The organism is Radiobacillus sp. PE A8.2 (assembly GCF_045635475.1).
GTDB lineage: Bacteria > Bacillota > Bacilli > Bacillales > Amphibacillaceae > JBJGXI01.
Map to the genome: position 1 here is coordinate 1 of NZ_JBJGXI010000010.1, position 18,543 is coordinate 18,543.

The 18,543-nt window shown below is 34.1% G+C and carries 18 protein-coding genes; 12 read left to right on the forward strand and 6 right to left on the reverse strand.

Going from position 1 to position 18,543, the window contains the following annotated elements; all coding sequences use genetic code 11:
• Positions 1-226: 226 nt before the first annotated feature.
• The 11 genes from ACI6MV_RS07330 to ACI6MV_RS07380 all read left to right on the forward strand — a co-directional run bounded on the left by ACI6MV_RS07330 (position 227) and on the right by ACI6MV_RS07380 (position 13,317).
• The gene (locus ACI6MV_RS07330) at positions 227-1,357 is read left to right on the forward strand and encodes a M20 family metallopeptidase (RefSeq protein WP_407269615.1); all 1,131 of its coding nucleotides are present in this window, start codon (positions 227-229) and stop codon (positions 1,355-1,357) included.
• A gap of 503 nt (positions 1,358-1,860) precedes the next feature.
• On the forward strand, positions 1,861-2,787 hold the full coding sequence (gene fcl, locus ACI6MV_RS07335) for a GDP-L-fucose synthase (RefSeq protein ID WP_407269616.1): 927 nt from the start codon (positions 1,861-1,863) through the stop codon (positions 2,785-2,787).
• Positions 2,788-2,825: 38 nt separating this feature from the next.
• Complete coding sequence (gene gmd / locus ACI6MV_RS07340) at positions 2,826-3,893, forward strand: GDP-mannose 4,6-dehydratase (RefSeq protein WP_407269617.1); 1,068 nt, start codon at positions 2,826-2,828, stop codon at positions 3,891-3,893.
• A 35-nt stretch (positions 3,894-3,928) separates the two neighbouring features.
• On the forward strand, positions 3,929-5,398 hold the full coding sequence (locus ACI6MV_RS07345; RefSeq protein WP_407269618.1) for an oligosaccharide flippase family protein: 1,470 nt from the start codon (positions 3,929-3,931) through the stop codon (positions 5,396-5,398).
• On the forward strand, positions 5,395-6,132 hold the full coding sequence (locus ACI6MV_RS07350; protein WP_407269619.1) for a glycosyltransferase family 2 protein: 738 nt from the start codon (positions 5,395-5,397) through the stop codon (positions 6,130-6,132). The genes ACI6MV_RS07345 and ACI6MV_RS07350 overlap by 4 nt, the downstream gene beginning before the upstream one ends.
• Before the next feature lie 24 nt (positions 6,133-6,156).
• Positions 6,157-7,107 carry a polysaccharide pyruvyl transferase family protein gene (locus ACI6MV_RS07355; protein ID WP_407269620.1) on the forward strand — a complete coding sequence of 317 codons (951 nt, stop codon included), beginning with the start codon at positions 6,157-6,159 and terminating at the stop codon, positions 7,105-7,107.
• Positions 7,108-7,156: 49 nt separating this feature from the next.
• Positions 7,157-8,419 (forward strand): glycosyltransferase family 4 protein, encoded by a 1,263-nt coding sequence (locus tag ACI6MV_RS07360; protein ID WP_407269621.1) that lies wholly within the window; start codon positions 7,157-7,159, stop codon positions 8,417-8,419.
• A gap of 631 nt (positions 8,420-9,050) precedes the next feature.
• Positions 9,051-9,929 (forward strand): O-antigen ligase family protein, encoded by an 879-nt coding sequence (locus ACI6MV_RS07365; protein ID WP_407269622.1) that lies wholly within the window; start codon positions 9,051-9,053, stop codon positions 9,927-9,929.
• Positions 9,926-11,011 carry a glycosyltransferase family 4 protein gene (locus ACI6MV_RS07370; protein WP_407269623.1) on the forward strand — a complete coding sequence of 362 codons (1,086 nt, stop codon included), beginning with the start codon at positions 9,926-9,928 and terminating at the stop codon, positions 11,009-11,011. Before ACI6MV_RS07365 ends, ACI6MV_RS07370 begins: the two co-directional genes overlap by 4 nt.
• Positions 11,012-11,054: 43 nt before the next feature.
• Positions 11,055-12,437: a sugar phosphate nucleotidyltransferase gene (locus ACI6MV_RS07375; RefSeq protein ID WP_407269624.1), complete on the forward strand. Its 1,383-nt coding sequence runs from the start codon at positions 11,055-11,057 to the stop codon at positions 12,435-12,437.
• A gap of 49 nt (positions 12,438-12,486) precedes the next feature.
• The gene (locus tag ACI6MV_RS07380) at positions 12,487-13,317 is read left to right on the forward strand and encodes a glycosyltransferase family 2 protein (protein ID WP_407269625.1); all 831 of its coding nucleotides are present in this window, start codon (positions 12,487-12,489) and stop codon (positions 13,315-13,317) included.
• An 874-nt stretch (positions 13,318-14,191) separates the two neighbouring features.
• Here the strand turns inward: ACI6MV_RS07380 and ACI6MV_RS07385 are convergent.
• From ACI6MV_RS07385 to ACI6MV_RS07410, 6 genes are all read right to left on the reverse strand, one after another.
• The gene (locus ACI6MV_RS07385; protein WP_407269626.1) at positions 14,192-15,112 is read right to left on the reverse strand and encodes a C40 family peptidase; all 921 of its coding nucleotides are present in this window, start codon (positions 15,110-15,112) and stop codon (positions 14,192-14,194) included.
• A 358-nt stretch (positions 15,113-15,470) separates the two neighbouring features.
• Complete coding sequence (locus ACI6MV_RS07390; RefSeq protein WP_407269627.1) at positions 15,471-15,788, reverse strand: hypothetical protein; 318 nt, start codon at positions 15,786-15,788, stop codon at positions 15,471-15,473.
• A 180-nt stretch (positions 15,789-15,968) separates the two neighbouring features.
• Entirely contained in the window at positions 15,969-16,124 is a 156-nt protein-coding gene (locus tag ACI6MV_RS07395; RefSeq protein ID WP_407269628.1) for a DUF1540 domain-containing protein, read from the reverse strand.
• A gap of 370 nt (positions 16,125-16,494) precedes the next feature.
• A complete protein-coding gene (locus tag ACI6MV_RS07400; RefSeq protein ID WP_407269629.1) occupies positions 16,495-16,782 on the reverse strand; it encodes a hypothetical protein in 288 nt (95 codons plus the stop codon).
• Between the two features lie 232 nt (positions 16,783-17,014).
• Complete coding sequence (locus ACI6MV_RS07405; protein ID WP_407269630.1) at positions 17,015-17,275, reverse strand: hypothetical protein; 261 nt, start codon at positions 17,273-17,275, stop codon at positions 17,015-17,017.
• Positions 17,276-17,495: 220 nt separating this feature from the next.
• Positions 17,496-17,744, reverse strand: a complete 249-nt coding sequence (locus tag ACI6MV_RS07410) for a hypothetical protein (protein ID WP_407269631.1) — start codon at positions 17,742-17,744, stop codon at positions 17,496-17,498.
• Between the two features lie 285 nt (positions 17,745-18,029).
• On the opposite strand from ACI6MV_RS07410, the gene ACI6MV_RS07415 reads away from it, so the two are divergent.
• On the forward strand, positions 18,030-18,542 hold the full coding sequence (locus tag ACI6MV_RS07415) for a hypothetical protein (protein WP_407269632.1): 513 nt from the start codon (positions 18,030-18,032) through the stop codon (positions 18,540-18,542).
• Position 18,543 lies beyond the last annotated feature (1 nt).

Here is an 18,543-nt window from a genome sequence, read left to right on the forward strand (position 1 = left end):
TACGAAGAAAAGAGATAAGTAACAACGAGCGAAAGCGCTGCCAATAAAGATCGTATGGCTATTCAAAAGAGGGAGTTAATAGGCTTTATAAAAAACTCCCACAAATACTTGACTCAATCCCAATGTTTAGAAGAAAAACATCCTGTGCCGTTTTGTGATAAAATTATATATAAATTTCAAAATTATGAAACCAAAATCATATTTAAAAGCTTTAGGAGCGGAGTTTATGGTAAATTTACTGAACTACTTAAAAGAACATCAACAACAGATGGAAGATACGCTGCTGCGATTAGTCGAAGCGGAATCCCCATCGAATGATAAAAAGCTAGTAGATCAATGCGGAGTCGTATTGCAAAAACAATTTGAACAGTTAATCAGTGGGCAGGTTGATGTTATTGAAAAGGATGAAGTTGGTAACCAGTACAGATTTACATATGGAACAGGTTCGGAGCAAATTCTAATTCTCGGACACTATGACACGGTTTGGGATCAAGGAGCACTACCGATCCGCAAGCAGGATGGTAAATTGTATGGCCCTGGAGTGTTTGATATGAAGGGTGGCCTTACGGTTACACTATGGGCGATGAAAACATTAAAGGAAGCGGGTATTGTTGGAAATCGCAAAGTAGTCTTTTTAGTCACATCAGATGAAGAAATTGGCAGTCACCATTCCCATGAATTAATTAAACAAGAAGCTAAGAAAAGTGCGATGGTAATCGTTCCAGAGTCCAGCATTTCACCAAAAGGCGCTGTGAAAACGCAGCGCAAAGGGATTGGTCTGTTTCAATTACAGGTGCGCGGCGTTCCTGTGCATGCAGGGATAAATCCGTGGGACGGCGCCAGTGCTATTGATGAACTTGCCCTACAAATCGCTGATTTTAAGAAGCTCGATGATCGCGAGAAAGGTATTTCAATTAATATCGGTACCATATCTGGTGGCACACGCAAGAATGTGGTCGCTGCTTATGCAGAAGCGGATATCGATGTTCGTTTTGAAACAAAAGAGCAAGCGGAAATGCTGGAAGAAGCACTGCTGAATCGCCCGACATTTAATGAAAGAACAACGGTAGAAATGTTAGGCGGCATCAATCGCTATCCTTTGGAACGAAGTGAATCGGTTTTTGATCTTTATCTTCAATTGAAGGAAATTGCTGCGAGTCATGGCTACGAACTCGAGGAAGGCGCTTCTGGAGGTGGCAGTGATGGCAACTTTACCGCAGGAGTTGGCATCCCGACAATTGATGGGCTAGGCCCAGTTGGTGACGGTGCCCATGCCGAACATGAGCATGTTGAGCTGGAGAATTTAGCGTATCGTGCTGCGTTGATTGCGGAATTGATTAAGCGGAATATGGATTGATAATGAACGTGAAGGGTTTTGAACTTCTTTCATGTGTACAAAGCCCCTTCGTATTATGAAAATATTTATACTTCGATAACCCCATTATCAACCCACCTATAGCTAACATTTGTTTTCTAATATCTTAGAGTAACCGTTCTAATATAAGTATTCCTAGATGATTTAGTGAGATTAAGTGACTAATATCTATAATCTGCAAATTCTAATAGTCATTTATAATACAATTGGTTATGTTAAAGAAAATAAACAAGCAATTAGAATCGTGTTAAATGTGAGGTGTAAATATAACTGACTAGCGTTTTCTAGATTGTTGTAATGGAAATATAAACTAGTGAAAAAAATGTTGAATAATACTTCCAAATAAGAGAAAATAGATATTTGGAGGTATAAGAGTCTAATACTATTCAAATAATTCACTTAAACAACCATGGATTGAATTTAACGATTTCTTTTAAATATACAAGCAAAGATAAAATGTAATGAATTTGAAAGGGTGAAAATACATGGAAAAGGACTCTAAAATTTATGTTGCAGGTCACAGAGGATTAGTGGGTTCAGCAATACTAAGAAAACTACAGATTGAAGGGTACACAAATCTAATATATAGAACTAGCTCACAATTAGATTTAACAAATCTGGAAAAAGTAGATGCGTTCTTTGAAACTGAGAATATCGATTATGTATTTCTTGCAGCAGCAAAGGTTGGTGGAATTGTTGCCAATAATGAGTATCCTGCAGATTTTATTAGAGATAACTTAATGATTCAAACAAATGTCATTGATGCTTCTTATCGTACGAACGTAAAAAAATTACTTTTCTTAGGAAGCACCTGTATTTATCCGAAGCTATCACAACAACCTATGAAGGAAGAATACTTATTAACAGGTGAGTTGGAGCCGACTAATGAGCCTTATGCAATTGCTAAAATTGCTGGAATTAAGATGTGTGAGTCGTACAATCGTCAATATGGCACGAAATATATTTCGGCGATGCCTACTAATTTGTATGGGCCAAATGATAATTTTGATTTGCAAACATCACACGTGTTACCTGCATTAATCCGTAAGTTTCATGAAGCCAAGCACAACAGTGCCCCATCTGTAGAAGTATGGGGCACGGGAACACCGCGAAGAGAGTTTTTATATTCAGATGATTTAGCGGATGCTACGCTGTTTTTAATGAAAAACTATGAAGGTAATGAGATTGTAAATATTGGTGTTGGCAAAGATATCTCTATTAAAGAGTTAGCTGAAAAGGTTAAACAAATTGTAGGATTTGAAGGGGAAATAGTTTTTAATACTTCAAAACCTGATGGTACACCAAGAAAATTGGTTGATGTGACTAAATTGAATGATTTAGGTTGGGAAGCTTCTACACCCTTAAGTGAAGGATTAAAGCTTGCATATAATTCGTTTTTAGAAAAACAATGAAAGTAATAACAACTTCATTAGGAAATCAGGAGGAAATCATGAAAAAAGCATTAATTACAGGAGTAACTGGTCAAGATGGATCATATTTAGCTGAGTTTTTATTAGAGAAGGGTTACGAGGTACATGGTATTAATCGAAGAAGTTCTTCTTTTAATACACAACGATTAGAAGAAATTTACGTGGAAGAGTTAAAAGAAACAAATAACTTTCACTTACATTATGGTGATTTAACGGACACATCTAATTTAACTAGATTGATTAGCCAAATACAACCAGATGAGATTTATAACTTAGCTGCGCAGTCACATGTACAAGTTTCTTTTGATATGCCAGAATATACAGCTGACGTTGATGCTGTTGGAACTTTGCGTGTTCTGGAAGCAGTAAGAATTTTAGGTCTATCGAAAAAAACCAGAATTTACCAGGCATCTACTTCAGAATTATATGGCAAAGTTCAGGAAGTTCCACAAAAGGAAACGACACCATTTTATCCTCGCTCTCCATACGGTGTAGCGAAGCAATATGGTTTCTGGATTACGAAAAACTATCGTGAGTCTTACAATATCTATGCAGTTAATGGTATTCTCTTTAACCATGAGTCTGAACGTCGTGGTGAAACATTTGTTACACGTAAGATAACACTTGCTGCTGCAAGAATTGCTCAAGGAGTACAACAAAAGCTTTCTTTAGGTAACTTAGATGCACTTCGAGACTGGGGTTATGCAAAAGATTACGTAGAATGTATGTGGCTCATTCTTCAACATGATACACCGGAGGATTTTGTTATTGCTACAGGTGAAATGCATACTGTCCGTGAATTTGTAGGATTAGCTTTTAAACATGTAGGTATTGACATCGAATGGCAAGGTGAGGGTGTGGGTGAAAAAGGTATTGACAAGAATACAGGTAAAGAAGTTGTAGTTGTTGATCCTGAATTCTTCCGACCTGCAGAAGTAGAACAATTACTTGGTGACCCAACGAAAGCAAAAGAACTGCTGGGCTGGAATCCTACAAAAACCTCATTTGAGAAATTAGTCGAAATTATGGTTAAATCTGACATGTTAAAAGTTAAAAGAGAGATACAAATCAAATCAATAGTTGAATAACTCTACAGAAATAATGTAGTAAAAGAGGGCATTTTATGTCAAATAAAAGTCTTATAAAAGGAACAGCAATATATACGATATCAGAGTTGTTGATAAAAGCAGGAAGTGTTTTAATGCTTCCTCTTTTTACATTTTTATTGACACCTGAAGAATACGGTATTGTAGGGTTATTAACCCCGATTAGTGGTTTTTTACCGCTTTTCTTTAGTTATGGCTTATACTTATCACAAGGTAAAGAATTGGTCGTACTAAATGACAAAGATAAAAATGGCAGCTATATTTTTACAATTAATGTTGTTTTATGGGTTAATATAATTCTAGTCTTTTTATTATTCCTTACTCCGTTTAGTCAGAATATACTTTTAGGAATGCTGGAATCACCTAACCTAGAGTTTTACCCACACATTTTTCTAGCGGTTGTAACAGGTTTTATCGGAGTATTTACTTTGTTAGCGGATAACTATTATCAAACCTATCAAAATTTCACTAAAAAAGCTGTAGGGGCTATTATAAGCTTCTTAATTAACATGATATCGTCTTTAGTTTTAATTTACTTCTTTGATCTAGGTGCAACAGGTAAATTAATTGGTAATTTGCTTGGAAATGTATTCTTAATGTTTTTCTTCTATGTTCATTATATAAGGAAAAGTGTTTTTCATTTTCACTTTAAATATTTTAAAGAAGGCTTAGCTATAGGTATACCTGCTATGTTTAACCTCATTGTTGGGTATATTAATAATTATAGTGACAGAATAATAATAAATAAGTTTTTAACTTTGAGTGAAGTTGGTATTTATTCCATCGCTTATACTGGAAGTTTTGTCTTGAACACAATTATTAATTCCTTTATGAATGCCTGGAGGCCCTTATATTTCCGAATAGAAGAAAACTCGAATTTAGCTGAAAAAAATAGAGAAATAAACCAGGTTTTCATAACTTCTACCTTTATCATTGCCTCGATTTGTTTAGTAGGACAATTATTTCAAAAGGAGTTAATTACTCTTGTATTGCCTGATAGTTATCATGGTATGATTTCTGTACTACCAATATTATTATTTGGTATTTTGTTGAATTATTACTATTTATTTTTTGCAAACTTTCACGTCTACAACAATACGTATAAATCAGTACCGTTTTATATGTTTTTCGGTATGGTGATAAATATTGTTATAAATCTTATGTTTGTGAAAATGTATGGCATAGTTGTAGCAGCATACAGTACAGTAATATCTAATGTGTTTATGTCTTTGGCAATGATTTTAACTGTTCACTTTAAACACCGAGATAAGTATAAAATTAACTTTAAACTACAGCCCGTTTTACTTTTAATATGTTTTAATCCATTGTTACTATATCTTAGTATAAGTGCAGAAATTAGCTTTATAACGTTTTTGGCAAAGGTAGTTTATCTTGGAATGCTTGTTTTCATTGCAATAAAGTTTTTAGGAGTAAATTATTTCAAATCAATGTTCAAAAAATTACGACGTAAGAAGGGTAGAAAATGATAAATCCGAAAGTAACCATCATAACAGTTTCCTATAATAGTGAAAATACAATTAGGGACACAATGCAGTCTGTATTAAACCAGACGTATGAAAATATCGAATATATCATTATTGATGGAAATTCAAAAGATAATACGGTTGCCATTGCTAAAGAATTTGAACAACAATTTAATGGTAGGTTGAAAGTTGTTAGTGAACCAGATCAAGGTATTTATGACGCGATGAATAAGGGGATTAAACTTGCTTCAGGAGAGCTAGTAGGTATAATCAACAGTGATGATTGGTATGAAGTAAACTCAGTTGAAATAATGGTCGATAACTATAGGCGGAACAGTGATTGTATCCTATATGGTATCTTAAAAATGGTGAAAAATGAACAAGTTTACTATTTGAAGTGTTTATCACATGAATTTTTAGGTGAAAACATGATTCAACACCCTACTTGTTTTATTCCAAAAAGATTATATGATACCTATGGGTTATATGATACTAATTACAAGATATCTGCTGATTATGAATTGGTAAACAGATACAAGCAACAGGGAGTGAAATTTTGCAGAGTAGAACGTGTTATCTCTAATTTTAGGTTAGGTGGAGCGTCTACTGGTAATCTTGGACCAATTGAATCCTTGCATATTAAATATAAATACAATCATATTTCAAAGAAAAGCTTATATGTGGGATTATTTAATCTTCAACAGAAGAAAATAATTAGTAAGTTACGCAAGCGATAAATCCAGCAAATTATGGAGGTAAAGATGAAAAAAATCACACTTTTAGACACGTCAATTTGTACAGAAAATATCGGTGATAAGATTATTATGGACTCAGTTAATAAGGAAGTGAAGGAAATCTTTCAAGATTCTTTTTATGTTAGAGTTCCTACACACGATATCATTGGAAAGCCAAGTTATGAACATATGAATACATCAGATGCTGTTATTGCTTGTGGAACAAATTTACTTTCATCAAATATGAACAAATACAATCAATGGAAAATTGGGGTAAAGGATGCGAAATATGTTAACAATGTTACCTTGTTTGGTGTCGGTTGGTGGCAATATCAAGAAAAACCGAATGGATACACCGCCCGCCTGTTAAGAAAAGTACTAAGTGACAAAAACCTCCATTCAGTTCGAGATAACTATACAAAAGAAATGTTAAATTCAATAGGGATAGAAAATGTGATCACTACTGCCTGCCCAACAATGTGGCGTTTAGACCCTGAGCATTGTGCACAAGTACCAAAAACAAAGGGAAAAAGTGTGTTAGTAACACTAACTGACTATAATAAAGTACCTGAAAAAGATGGCGAGATGCTTGAAATTCTAAAGAAGAACTACGATAAAGTATACTTTTGGATTCAAGCCTGGGAAGACTATGAATATGTTAGAAGTATTACAGATGAGTTAAGTATAGAATTTGTTTCGCCAACACTAGATGCTCTAGATAGTATCTTGTCTAAAAATGAAGAAATAGATTATGTTGGTACAAGATTGCATGCAGGCATAAGAGCATTACAGCATAAGCGAAGAACGATCATCATTGGAATAGATAATCGCGCCTTAGAAAAATCAAAGGACTTCAACTTAACAGTCGTAGACAGAAAAGATATTGCGGACCTTGAGGGTAAAATAAATAGTGAGTTCACTACAACAATCAATATTCCACTAGAAAATATTAACAAATGGAAAAAACAATTTAACTAAAGCCAGATTCATCTGCACAATCAATCGGTAAAAAAGTGGGGATTCTCGGATGAAAACAGCAATAATTAATCAAGAAGATATAATGGGAGGCGCTGCAAGAGCAGCCAATCGATTACACAAAGGCTTTCAAACTGTTGGAGTAGATTCCGAAATGCTTGTTCTAAACAAAGCAACAGATGATAAAGCAGTAAAAACATCAGTCAAAATGACCAGCAAGATGATAAATAAACTACGGCCGTTAATTGATAAATACCCAACAAAAAAATACGACGACCGAGAGAACGTTCCTTTTAGTGTAGCGTGGTTACCTAATCGAGATTTGTTAAGCCGGATTAACAAGAGCGATTATGATATTGTTCATCTACACTGGATCAATAATGGTACGTTGCCAATAAGTGCGCTATCTTCTATTGAGAAACCAATGGTATGGACTTTTCATGACATGTGGCCAATTACTGGTGGGTGCCATTATTCGGGGGAATGTATAAACTTTCGTACTCACTGCGGGGATTGTCCTCAATTAAATTCGAATATGCTCAAAGATTTAAGTTATAAAACGTTTGAAAGAAAACAAAAGGGCTATCAGAATCTTAACTTAACGGTTGTAACACCGAGTAATTGGCTGGCTGATTGCGTTAGAGAAAGTAGCTTAATGAAGGAATTTAGAATAGAAGTAATCCCAAATGGTATCGATTTGGACCGTTATAAACCAATTGATAAAGCTGCCGCAAGAGATGTTTTAGGCCTGCCATTAAATAAGAAACTTATTCTATTTGGTGCAGTTAATGCAACAAGTGATCAAAGGAAAGGTTTTCATCATCTAAAGCCAGCCTTAGATCAATTAGATAAATTAGTTAATCAAGAAGACATAGAAATTGTTGTCTTTGGTTCGGCTAAATCAGATCATTCGCCAGAATTTGGGTTTGAGGATAATTATTTAGGAAGAATAAATGATGATATTAGTCTTAATTTAATTTATAGTGCAGCCGATGTGTTTCTTGCACCGTCTATGGAGGATAACCTACCCAACACGGTTTTAGAGGCAATTGCATGTGGAACCCCTTCTGTTGCTTTTGACATAGGTGGTATGAGTGATTTAATAGAACATGAAGTCAATGGTTATTTAGCAAAACCTTTTGATAGCAGTGATTTGGCAAGAGGAATTGCGTGGACACTTGAAAGTGAAAAGCGAATAGAACAGCTTTCTAAAGCTTCAAGAAAAAAGGCAGAGGAAAACTTTGAACTTAAAAGTGTAGCTAAAAAGCATGTGGAATTATATGAGGATATTATTTCGAAGAACAAAGAGTATTAATTAGATTTAATTCGTAACAAACTACGCTTTCTTAGGTATAGTAGTTTGTTACGGAATAAAGAATTTAGATTGAGATAAATTGAATATTCCTAGAAAGATAGATGATGAAAAACAACTTTAGACTAGGCAGATTAGTGTCTGTTCAGGGAGGATATACTATTAATATTTCAGATATAAAACAAATATATAATGGAAATGTATATTATCATATTTTTCTTATCATGTTTGCATTTACTGCGATTATTGATAGTGTAAATGGCTACCTAAATACTACAACGAACTTACCAATAACTTCTGGTCAGATTTACCGACTCATCATCATGATCACTATGGCAATAATTATATTAAAATTTCAACGAAGAGCAAATACCTCATTTAGTATATTTTTGATATCCTATTTAGCATTATTCTCTTTCACGTTGTTGTTCTTCCACCATTCATTTACTGCATTAAAGTTTGATCTTATTGAAACCTCGAGGATAATCTTAATGATATTAACTATTGAGGCTTTCCGAAGAATAAATACACATAATTAATTGATATAGAGGTCATCGATATTATTTTTAAAATTAGCCTAGTTTTGTTTCCACTTTGTCTTATTATTCCGAAAATACTAGGAATAGGATATTCGATGTACTCATCAGGTGTTGGCTTTGTTGGATTTTTCACAGCTGCTAATGACGTTAATATTGTGATACTTATTATGCTTGTATTTTCGTTAGATTTTATGATCAATCATTTAAAACAACGGAACAAAAGTGCTTTCTTTTATATGGTTACAACTATACTAATTATTGTTGGTTTGATATTGATTGGTTCAAAGGCTAGTGCAATAATCGGTAGTTTTATCATATTGACTTATTTCGTTAAGACGATTTTAAAAGCGAATAAAGTAGACAAAATCAGAATAATGCTTGGGTCTCTTGGATTATTAATTATTGGTGCTTTTCTTTTTACTATTCTGTTCTTAGAAGAAGCGACTAGAGCATTTGAAAGACACAGCTATCTTTTTCAAAGAGATTTTTTAGAAGATGGGAGTTTTTGGTCGTTTATATTAACAAATAGAGATGGTTTTTTAGTAGCATCTACAAATGCCTTTTTAGAATCAGAAAATATAGGTGTCAGATTATTATTTGGTGTTGGAAAACATCAGCATAGTCTTGATTCAGGTCTCGCATTTGGAGGAACAGCACCAATTATTATAGAGATGGATTTATTTGATATATTTTTTTTCAGTTATGGAGTAATCGGATCATTATTAATATATACTTACTTTTTAGTTAATTTTTACAGAGTTATAAAGATAAAAGATATTTTTAAAGATAACTTTAGATTTTTATTCAGTTTCTTTATTTTCACTTGTTATAGCTTTTGGGCAGGTCATGTGATGGTTTCAGCTACTGCTGGTTCATATTATGCTCTAATTACATGTGGGTTAGTTGCATTACATCAACAATACAAAGTAACTAAATATAAAGAAAAAAATAGTGTGAGGAGGGTGATTGTTTGAAAATCCTGTTGATTTCAAACATGTATCCAGATAAAACTAACCCTGCTTTCGGCATCTTTGTAAAACGTTCCGTGGATATTTTAGTTGAAAATGGAAATGAAGTGAAATTGGTAGTTATGTATAAAAAAAGGGGTAAGATAAAAAAAGTGCTAAGCTACATTATGCACTATTTTTCTGTAATAAAGGAAGTAATAAGGGCAGATTATGATATTGTATATGTTCATTTTGCATCTTTGAATGCAATTCCAGTGTTAATTGCACAAACTTTTAAACAGAAAATAAAGATTATAACGAATGTGCATGGTGGTGATGTTGTACCTGAAAAAGGTATTGCACACTTATTTCAGCCTTTTGTAAAACGTCTTTTGCATGTTTCCGATAAAGTTATTGTACCTTCCGATTATTTCAAAGAGTTGGTACAATCTAAATATGCGTTAAAAAATGACATTCATATTAGTCCATCCGGCGGTATTGATCCTACTGTGTTTTTTGTGGAATCGCCAGATTATAGTACATTTGATCTTAGTGAGCAGTATAAGTATGTGGGTTATGTTGGAAGGATTGATTATGGTAAAGGTTGGGATATCTTTTTAGAAGCAATCTCACTCGTTAAGCAAGAGGTTCAGAGAGAAGATATAAAGTATATTATCGTAGGGAACGGCAGTCAATATCAACAATTGCAGAGCGATATTGAAAGTAAAAACTTACTAAATGATATAATATTAATTGATTTACTGTCACAAGATAAACTTCAAAAATTGTATAATGTAATTGATGTACTTATTTTTCCGACAACAAGACAAGGTGAAAGTCTAGGTTTGGTTGGATTAGAAGCAATGGCTTGTGGCACACCGACAATCGGCAGTAGAATTGGTGGCTTAAAAAGTTATATTGAGGATGGGGTAAACGGTTTTTTATTTGAGCCAGGTAATGCGGTAGAATTAAAACAAAAATTAGTATATTATTATAATTTGTCTGAAAATGAAATATCAGAAATAGAAGAAAATGCATTAAGAACAATAGATAAGTTCTCAAGGAATTATGTCAAAAATCAGTTTAAAGATATTTTTAACATTAGTTGAGAAAATCTATAAAGGATGGGTTAGATAGGAGGAGTTATAAAGTATGCAACTCATATTGTTATCAGGTGGTTCAGGAAAAAGGTTATGGCCATTATCTAATGATACAAGATCAAAGCAGTTTTTGAAGATGCTTGAAGGAACGAATGGTGAAAAAGAATCGATGGTTCAACGTGTGTGGGGTCAACTAAATACAGCTGGATTATCCGAATCATCCACAATTGCAACGTCAAAGATACAAAAGGAAATGATCTATAATCAACTAGGTACAGATATACCTCTTGTTATAGAGCCTGAACGGAGAGATACATTTCCTGCTATAGCATTGGCAGCATCTTTTCTTTTATCAAATACAGCTGTTTCAGAAGATGAGGTAGTTGTAGTCTTGCCAGTAGACCCATATGTAGAGGATAAATTTTTTGATCGTGTAAAAGAATTAGAAAAACTAATTCAAATATCTGATGCAGATCTTGCGTTGATAGGTGTAACTCCAACATACCCGTCATCCAAATATGGTTATATTGTCCCAAATGAAAACATAGATGACTATTTAGTTGTAGATCATTTCGTGGAAAAGCCCTCGGAAGAAAATGCGGAGTCATTAATAAAAGAAAACGCGCTATGGAACTGCGGTGTATTTGCATTTAAATTAGGATACGTAATAAAGATGTTAAAAGAAAAAGGGTTACCTGTTAACTATGATTCCTTGCAAGAAAACTATAAGGAACTACCTGAAATAAGCTTTGATTACGAAGTTGTAGAGAAGGCGGAGAAAATAGTAGCATTGCCGTATGGTGGATATTGGAAAGATTTAGGTACATGGAATACGCTAACAGAAGAAATGGCTTCAGAACAAATTGGAAAAGGCGTTATAAGCGAGGATTCAAGTAACACACATTTAATTAATGAACTTGATATCCCAGTAACGATAGTAGGTGTAAAAGACTTGGTTGTTGCTGCTAGCCCGGATGGAATTCTAGTTAGTGATAAAGCATCAAGTCCTAAGATAAAGGAGCTAATTAAAGGCTTTAATCAGAGACCAATGTATGAAGAAAGAATGTGGGGTTGGTCGAGAGTTCTTGACTATGCAAAATATGATAATGGAGAAGAAATGGTTACAAAGCGTATTTGTATCCAAGAAGGTAAGAATTCCAGTTATCATTATCATAATTTAAGAGATGAAGTGTGGACAATCGTAAAAGGTGAAGGTGAATTAGCATTAGATAACCATATCACACGTGTTAAAGCGGGTGACGTTATACATCTTCCGGCTGGAAAGAAACATGGTGTTAAAGCAATTGAAGATTTAGAGTTCATTGAAGTCCAAACTGGTTCAGGTATTAGCGATGAGGATTTCACAAGACTATTTTATAATTGGAATGAAGTAATTGAACAATTCAAGAAATCAAAATCAAGTATTATTTCATAAATGTATGTTGACCCTCTAAGCAATACTTAGTGTGAAGGAGTATAAACACATGGAAAAGAAGCAAGAACCTGTACAAATCAATAGTTACCGAGAAAAGGACCTTCCTCTTGTAAGTATAGTTACCGTTTGCTTTAATAGTGCAAATACAATCGAAGATACAATAAAAAGTATTAAAGAACAGACATATCCCAATATTGAATACATTATTGTTGATGGAGGATCAACCGACAATACCCTCGATATTATTAAAAAGAATGAAAAGTACGTAGCAAAGTGGGTAAGTGAATCGGATAAAGGGATCTATGATGCAATGAATAAAGGTATAGCGATGTGTTCAGGTGAGATTATTGGCATTATCAATTCTGACGACTGGTTTGAATATGAAGCAGTTGCATTAAGTGTTGAAGCAATTAAAAATCAAAAAATTAGCTTTTCATATGGCATAGTAAATTGGCTTGATTTTGAAAATGAAAGAGTCGATAAGTTTATACCAGAGGACGAAGACCAGTTACTTCCTACAGCCATGCATAAATGTCCAATACATCATCCCTCCTTATTTATTAAGAAAGAAGTATATGATGAAATTGGCAATTATGATACCAAATATAAAATTGTTGCAGACTATGATCTTATCTTACGCATGCTTTATTCAGGTTATAAAGGCGTAAAAATAAATAAGCCTATAGCCAATTTTAGACTTGGTGGAGAAAGTGCAAATAAAAAGAAACTATTCCAAGAAAAAAGAGATTTATCAATTGTTTACGGGGTAAATAAGCGTAAAGCAAATTTAAAATACAACGTGCTGCTATTCAGAGCTAACTTAATTAAATTAATTCCTAAGAAGATACAGAAAACATTAAAGAACGTGTTGGCTCGATAAATTGGAATGAATTTATTCGAACCGGAGTTACAATAAATAATGCTTATTGTGCTTATCGAATAATAACGATCAGATTACCCAAAAGAGGAATTCGTCTATTAATGACGAATTTTTTTGTGTTGAAGAAGAGGCTAAGTCAAAAAGTACAAATAAATATGTTATAATCCTATGACGAAATAAGTAATTATAGAACTTTAATTACTATAAGATAGGTTCTTATTGAAAAAATAAGAAACATGAAAACGGTAACTGTACAGTGAGCAAGCAATACAAGTAGTAAAGGAATACATTGAAATACAGTGATAAAAACAGTAATTAATTATATTATAGAATCTGGAAATCCCTAATCAGATTGAATTTGTCTTATATATCCACACTAATGATGAGAAATCGTTAAGGTTATAGCTGAAAAGTTCCCGAATATTGAACAATATACTAAAATTTATTTATAGTTTTTGATACATTCGAGTTTATTATCTAGAATGAGTTTTTCATCCCCCTTTACGTAGGTAATTATTAATAGTCTACTTAAATGGGGTTAGCAATTTCGTATCTGAAGTTATTGGCACAAACGCGGATGGAATTGTGATTATTGCGCGGATGGTTAGAATCGGATTGTCCGTATTATCGTACTTAAGCAGGTGTGCCTATTTGGCTTATTTATGACAGTCCTGCGATTGTTCTTCAACACGGATAAAAGTGAAGTCAATGGTGGCGGACAATAGTATTTTCACTAATTATGGCATAACAGGGGGCGTGCGTGGATCACCATTGCCACAGTTACTTGCTCAAACACCCGCATTCAGTGGCTTAAGACTCCGCACTACTGGCTCAATCTGTCCGCAATACTTAACAATTGCCCCACACCGCAACGTTATTGCACCAAACGCCGATATCCAGCGAAGTGCTCCTGCCAGTAATCAACATCCAAACTGGAGATTTCGACGCCACGGGAGCCTGCATGTATAAACTGATTGTCATTAATTACAATACCAAGGTGTGAGATGCCACTTCGGTACGTGCCTGCGAAGAAAATCAGGTCGCCTGCTTGTGGATCCTCAACCAATTCTGTTGCTTCATAATAACCGTCGCTTGCAAGTCGGTCGATCTTGTATCCGATTTGATTTAATACATAATAAATGAATCCACTGCAGTCAAAGCCGCCTGGTGCAGAGCCGCCGAATACAAACGGTGTTCCTTCGTGTTGCTTCGCTTCTTGGATTAACGCGTCAACATTTAAGGATGATGATGCGGTATCAGCAGGGCTGTTATTTTGTATAGCAACTGTCATATTTTTATTCGCGGTATTCTCCGTAAGAGATTCAACTTCTGCTACAGCAATTTCTTCTGTATTACTTCCTTCATTTTCATTACTTTCTGCTTCCTCATTGCTATCGACTGTCTCTTCACTTTCGATCGTCACGTCGACTTCGGTAGCTGCCTCTCTATCACGTATCCAATCTAAAAACTGGTAATCGTAATCCTGAATGTCCTCACTTGACACTGCTTCCTCGGGTACAACTATCTCTGGCAAGTTAACATCTGTAATAAAAGCTAACTCATGTGTAGGTGAGAATTGATTTTTCTTTTGGACAATCTCCAATGTATCCTGATTATCTTCCGCGTCCAACAAATATTGTTCCGGAACATAAATTTGTAGCTTTGCTTGATTTATAGAATCATTGTCTATTAAAATGGCGTGTTGTGTTTCAGGCTCACTTATATCATTTGAAGCCTGCGCGAGCAATATGATGAAGATAATAGTAGCGATAGCCAACAACGATGCGGTTCGCATAACAAGCCCTCCTTCCGTAAAAATGCTATCTACTAGTATCTCTATTTATCGAGAAAAATATAATCAGATTTTGACAATATCGTAGAATTCTTGCGAGATTATGGGGGGAGGTGGTTTCTTGTCAAATAAAATTAATTAAAAATTGGGCATGTCATCACACTAAAATACCACTCTCAAGGATGAAAGTGGTGATTTTAGTGTATAGGTAAGGGTGAAATCCGGTATTAATAGGGGGTTTCACATTAGTGGACTAGCAGTTGAGGAGTAGCTACGACATAGTTTTTGATAAATGTATCTAAAACTTCAGAGTATTCGATGGAGAGGTCACTATAAAAATTAGTATCGTATATAATTTTATTCAAGTCTTGTCATGCCCCCAGTCTTCATTAACTCGTTCACCAATCTTATAAAGTTCTGAGAGAGCATCTTTATTTATTTTTTTGCCCCTGGTTCTAATTCTTTCAATAATGTCAATATTCTCTTGTATAATATCTTCAGACTGTAAATCGTATTCGATAGTATTACCGTTTTCTCCTTCATCATTTTCAATAAGGGTAACGGAGATAGTACCTGTAAAAACCTTCGCTTTACGTCCATGTATGGATATTTCTGTAACCTGTTCAACTAATTCATTAACGCTTCTAAACTTAATGTTATGTTCTTTTTTAAGCGTCACAGTTTCACCCCCCCTTAAAATTGATTTTTTAAAACCTAAATTTTTCTGAAAAATAGAATTACATGTATTAATTATATTAGTAATTCATGTATAAATCAATATATGGACAATTTAGAAGGAGTTATGTAACGAATCTGACCCCGAACGCATAGGGGCCAGATCATTAAAGAAGGGATGATGCTAATGTTGCGGCTCGAATGTTTGACAATCGGTTTCTTCTTGGTTCGATGCTTTTTTACCATGGTGACTTACCACGTAAATAGCATCTGCTGAACACTTGTTGCCTTCTGCCCAGTATTTGCAATTTTTCACTTCGCACAATACGTCTTGAGCCATCCTAGCACACCTCCTATGTTGTTAGTTATTCCGTAAAGGGAAAGAAAAATGTATGGTAGTTTGAGGATATATGAAGTGAATGAAAAAAGAATGAGGTGAAACAATAAAGCATGGCATTATAAATGGAAGCGCGCCAACGCTTTAAGCGGGGATTATGCACAAAGCTACCTTGACTGTTTACCGCTAGTTAGTTATTAGCTTATCGCTTTAAAAATTAAATCTATGCTTAACAAGCATCACCTTATAGATACTGGTCCGGGTGAACAGTACTCAAAATTGTGCCTATGACGATTGTATTTCTATACAGTTCGATTGCCTGCTTATGGTTTATGCAATTTTAACAAAGCATGGTTGTAAGATGGAGTTAATTCTATGCTGGTATTTTATAAGGAATTTCCCAGGGGTAGTTGATCGCACGTTTTCTAATCACAAAAGTAATTTTCTTATCTTTGCGGAAAAGTCTTCTTTTAATAAAGGTTACGCGGTTTTTCTCACTAGGGATAACTAGCAATTGTTTGATTTCAATGAAAATCAAGCGGTGCTTTTTGGCAAAGTTCATCGCAACTTGTTCAAAGGAGTCTCCTTTAACGGTCTTCACATAATTCGATATATACGTACACTTTCCATCGCTTTCTAAAAATAATTCATAGTGATCCATCATGTCACCTCTCCATAAAAAGTTAGATTCTAGCATCCTATCGGCCGAAATCCTTTGTTTAAATATATGATCTATTTATCGATCTATACCAACTTTTTAAAATTTATTGGACAAGTTCGTTTGATGAGCTGGTCTAGTAGAGGTGTGCAACGCGGCAAACTTAAGAAAAGCAAAACAGCACATCAACCTTAGGCAAGGTTTTTGCGCTCGTTTCCATGTAAATGTAATTAACTTATATACTAATACTAATCACACGCTTTTTCACAAGATAAATATGTTCTCTATCTTTTTTAAAGAATTTTCTCTCGAGAAAGTAAGCTCGATAATTTTCTTCGTCACTAATAACACTTTCAATTTTAATAAATTTCAGTCCTTGTTTATTGGCAAACTTTGTTGCTGCTTCTTTGGCTGAATAGTCCTTTACCATCTCAACATAGTTCTGGTTATAAGTCTTTCCACCTTCGAATTCCAGGTAAAATTCAAAATCATGCATGTAAAGATCTCCCCTTGTTTAAATGCCTATGTACGGTTAATGTCACTTAATTTGTATATATTATCTCTTACTTGTGATGGACATTCAACAATATTTGACAAAAATATTAATAATATTTTGTGAATTATCTAAAATATAGTCTTACTTCCAATTATTAAATGTAATTTATTCAGGTTTAACAAGGCTAATGGTTAATTTGAGAAAATATTACTAAGGTGTGTTATTGGAATTTCTTAATTAGATAAATAAGTTCACGTTCTTTTCTAAGGAATCTTCTCTCCAAATAATAAGCACGATAGTTATCTTTTTCGGATCCGATAACGCTTTCAATTTTTACTAATCTCAATTTGTTTTTCTTCGCATAATTAATCGCTGCTTTTCTAGGTGTATTGCCTTTATAGGTTTGCATATAGACTTGGTTAAATGTATCTTCACCATTGAATTCTAGAAGAAAATCAAAGTAAAACAATTTTCAACCCCACCTTTCATTTAATATTATTCAACAAGTGAGTAAATTTCCCTGCTTATATTAGGTGAATTTTTGATCCTGGAAGTTTTTAAGTTTGTCAGGAAAAGCGCCTTGATATTAATAATAACTATTCAGAAAGAAGTTTAAACATGTGTACAATCTCTACTCGTGGTCTGTTATTTGAACTAGATTCACAGTAAACAAGCGTTCTCATAACCTGCGAAAAACTTTGTATCAATCACCTCCTAACGGGAACATTAAGGTCAAAGCGAGGAGGTATTTTTTATGGATTACAAAGAATATTGGAAAACGATTTATGAAAAAAATGAAGAGTTGAATGCACTAATTTCTGCTTATTGGAATGATTACTCGAATCTAGGTACGTGGCAATTTTGGGTGGTTGTTAGTTTGATGGTTTTGCCTCTTATCTTATTATATTTTACCGTTGATCGGAGACGGATTTTTGAGCTTTTTTTCTTTGGGTATACTGTACACCTACTTTGGACATATATGGATATTGTCCTTGAACGATATGGCTACTTTGTTCACACGTATTTTCTCACGCCTCTATTTCCGTTTGCACTAAATATGACTGCATCGGCACTCCCGGTGGGCTTTTTGCTCGTTTATCAATACGCAACCAATCATAATAAGAATTATTATTTACTAATATTAATCGCTAGCGCATTATTTGCATTTGGATTTGCATCAATCGAAACTGCAATCGGTATGATGGAATTTAGAAAGGGCATGAATTATTTTTATCTGTTCCTAATTGACATAATAATTGCATTTTAAG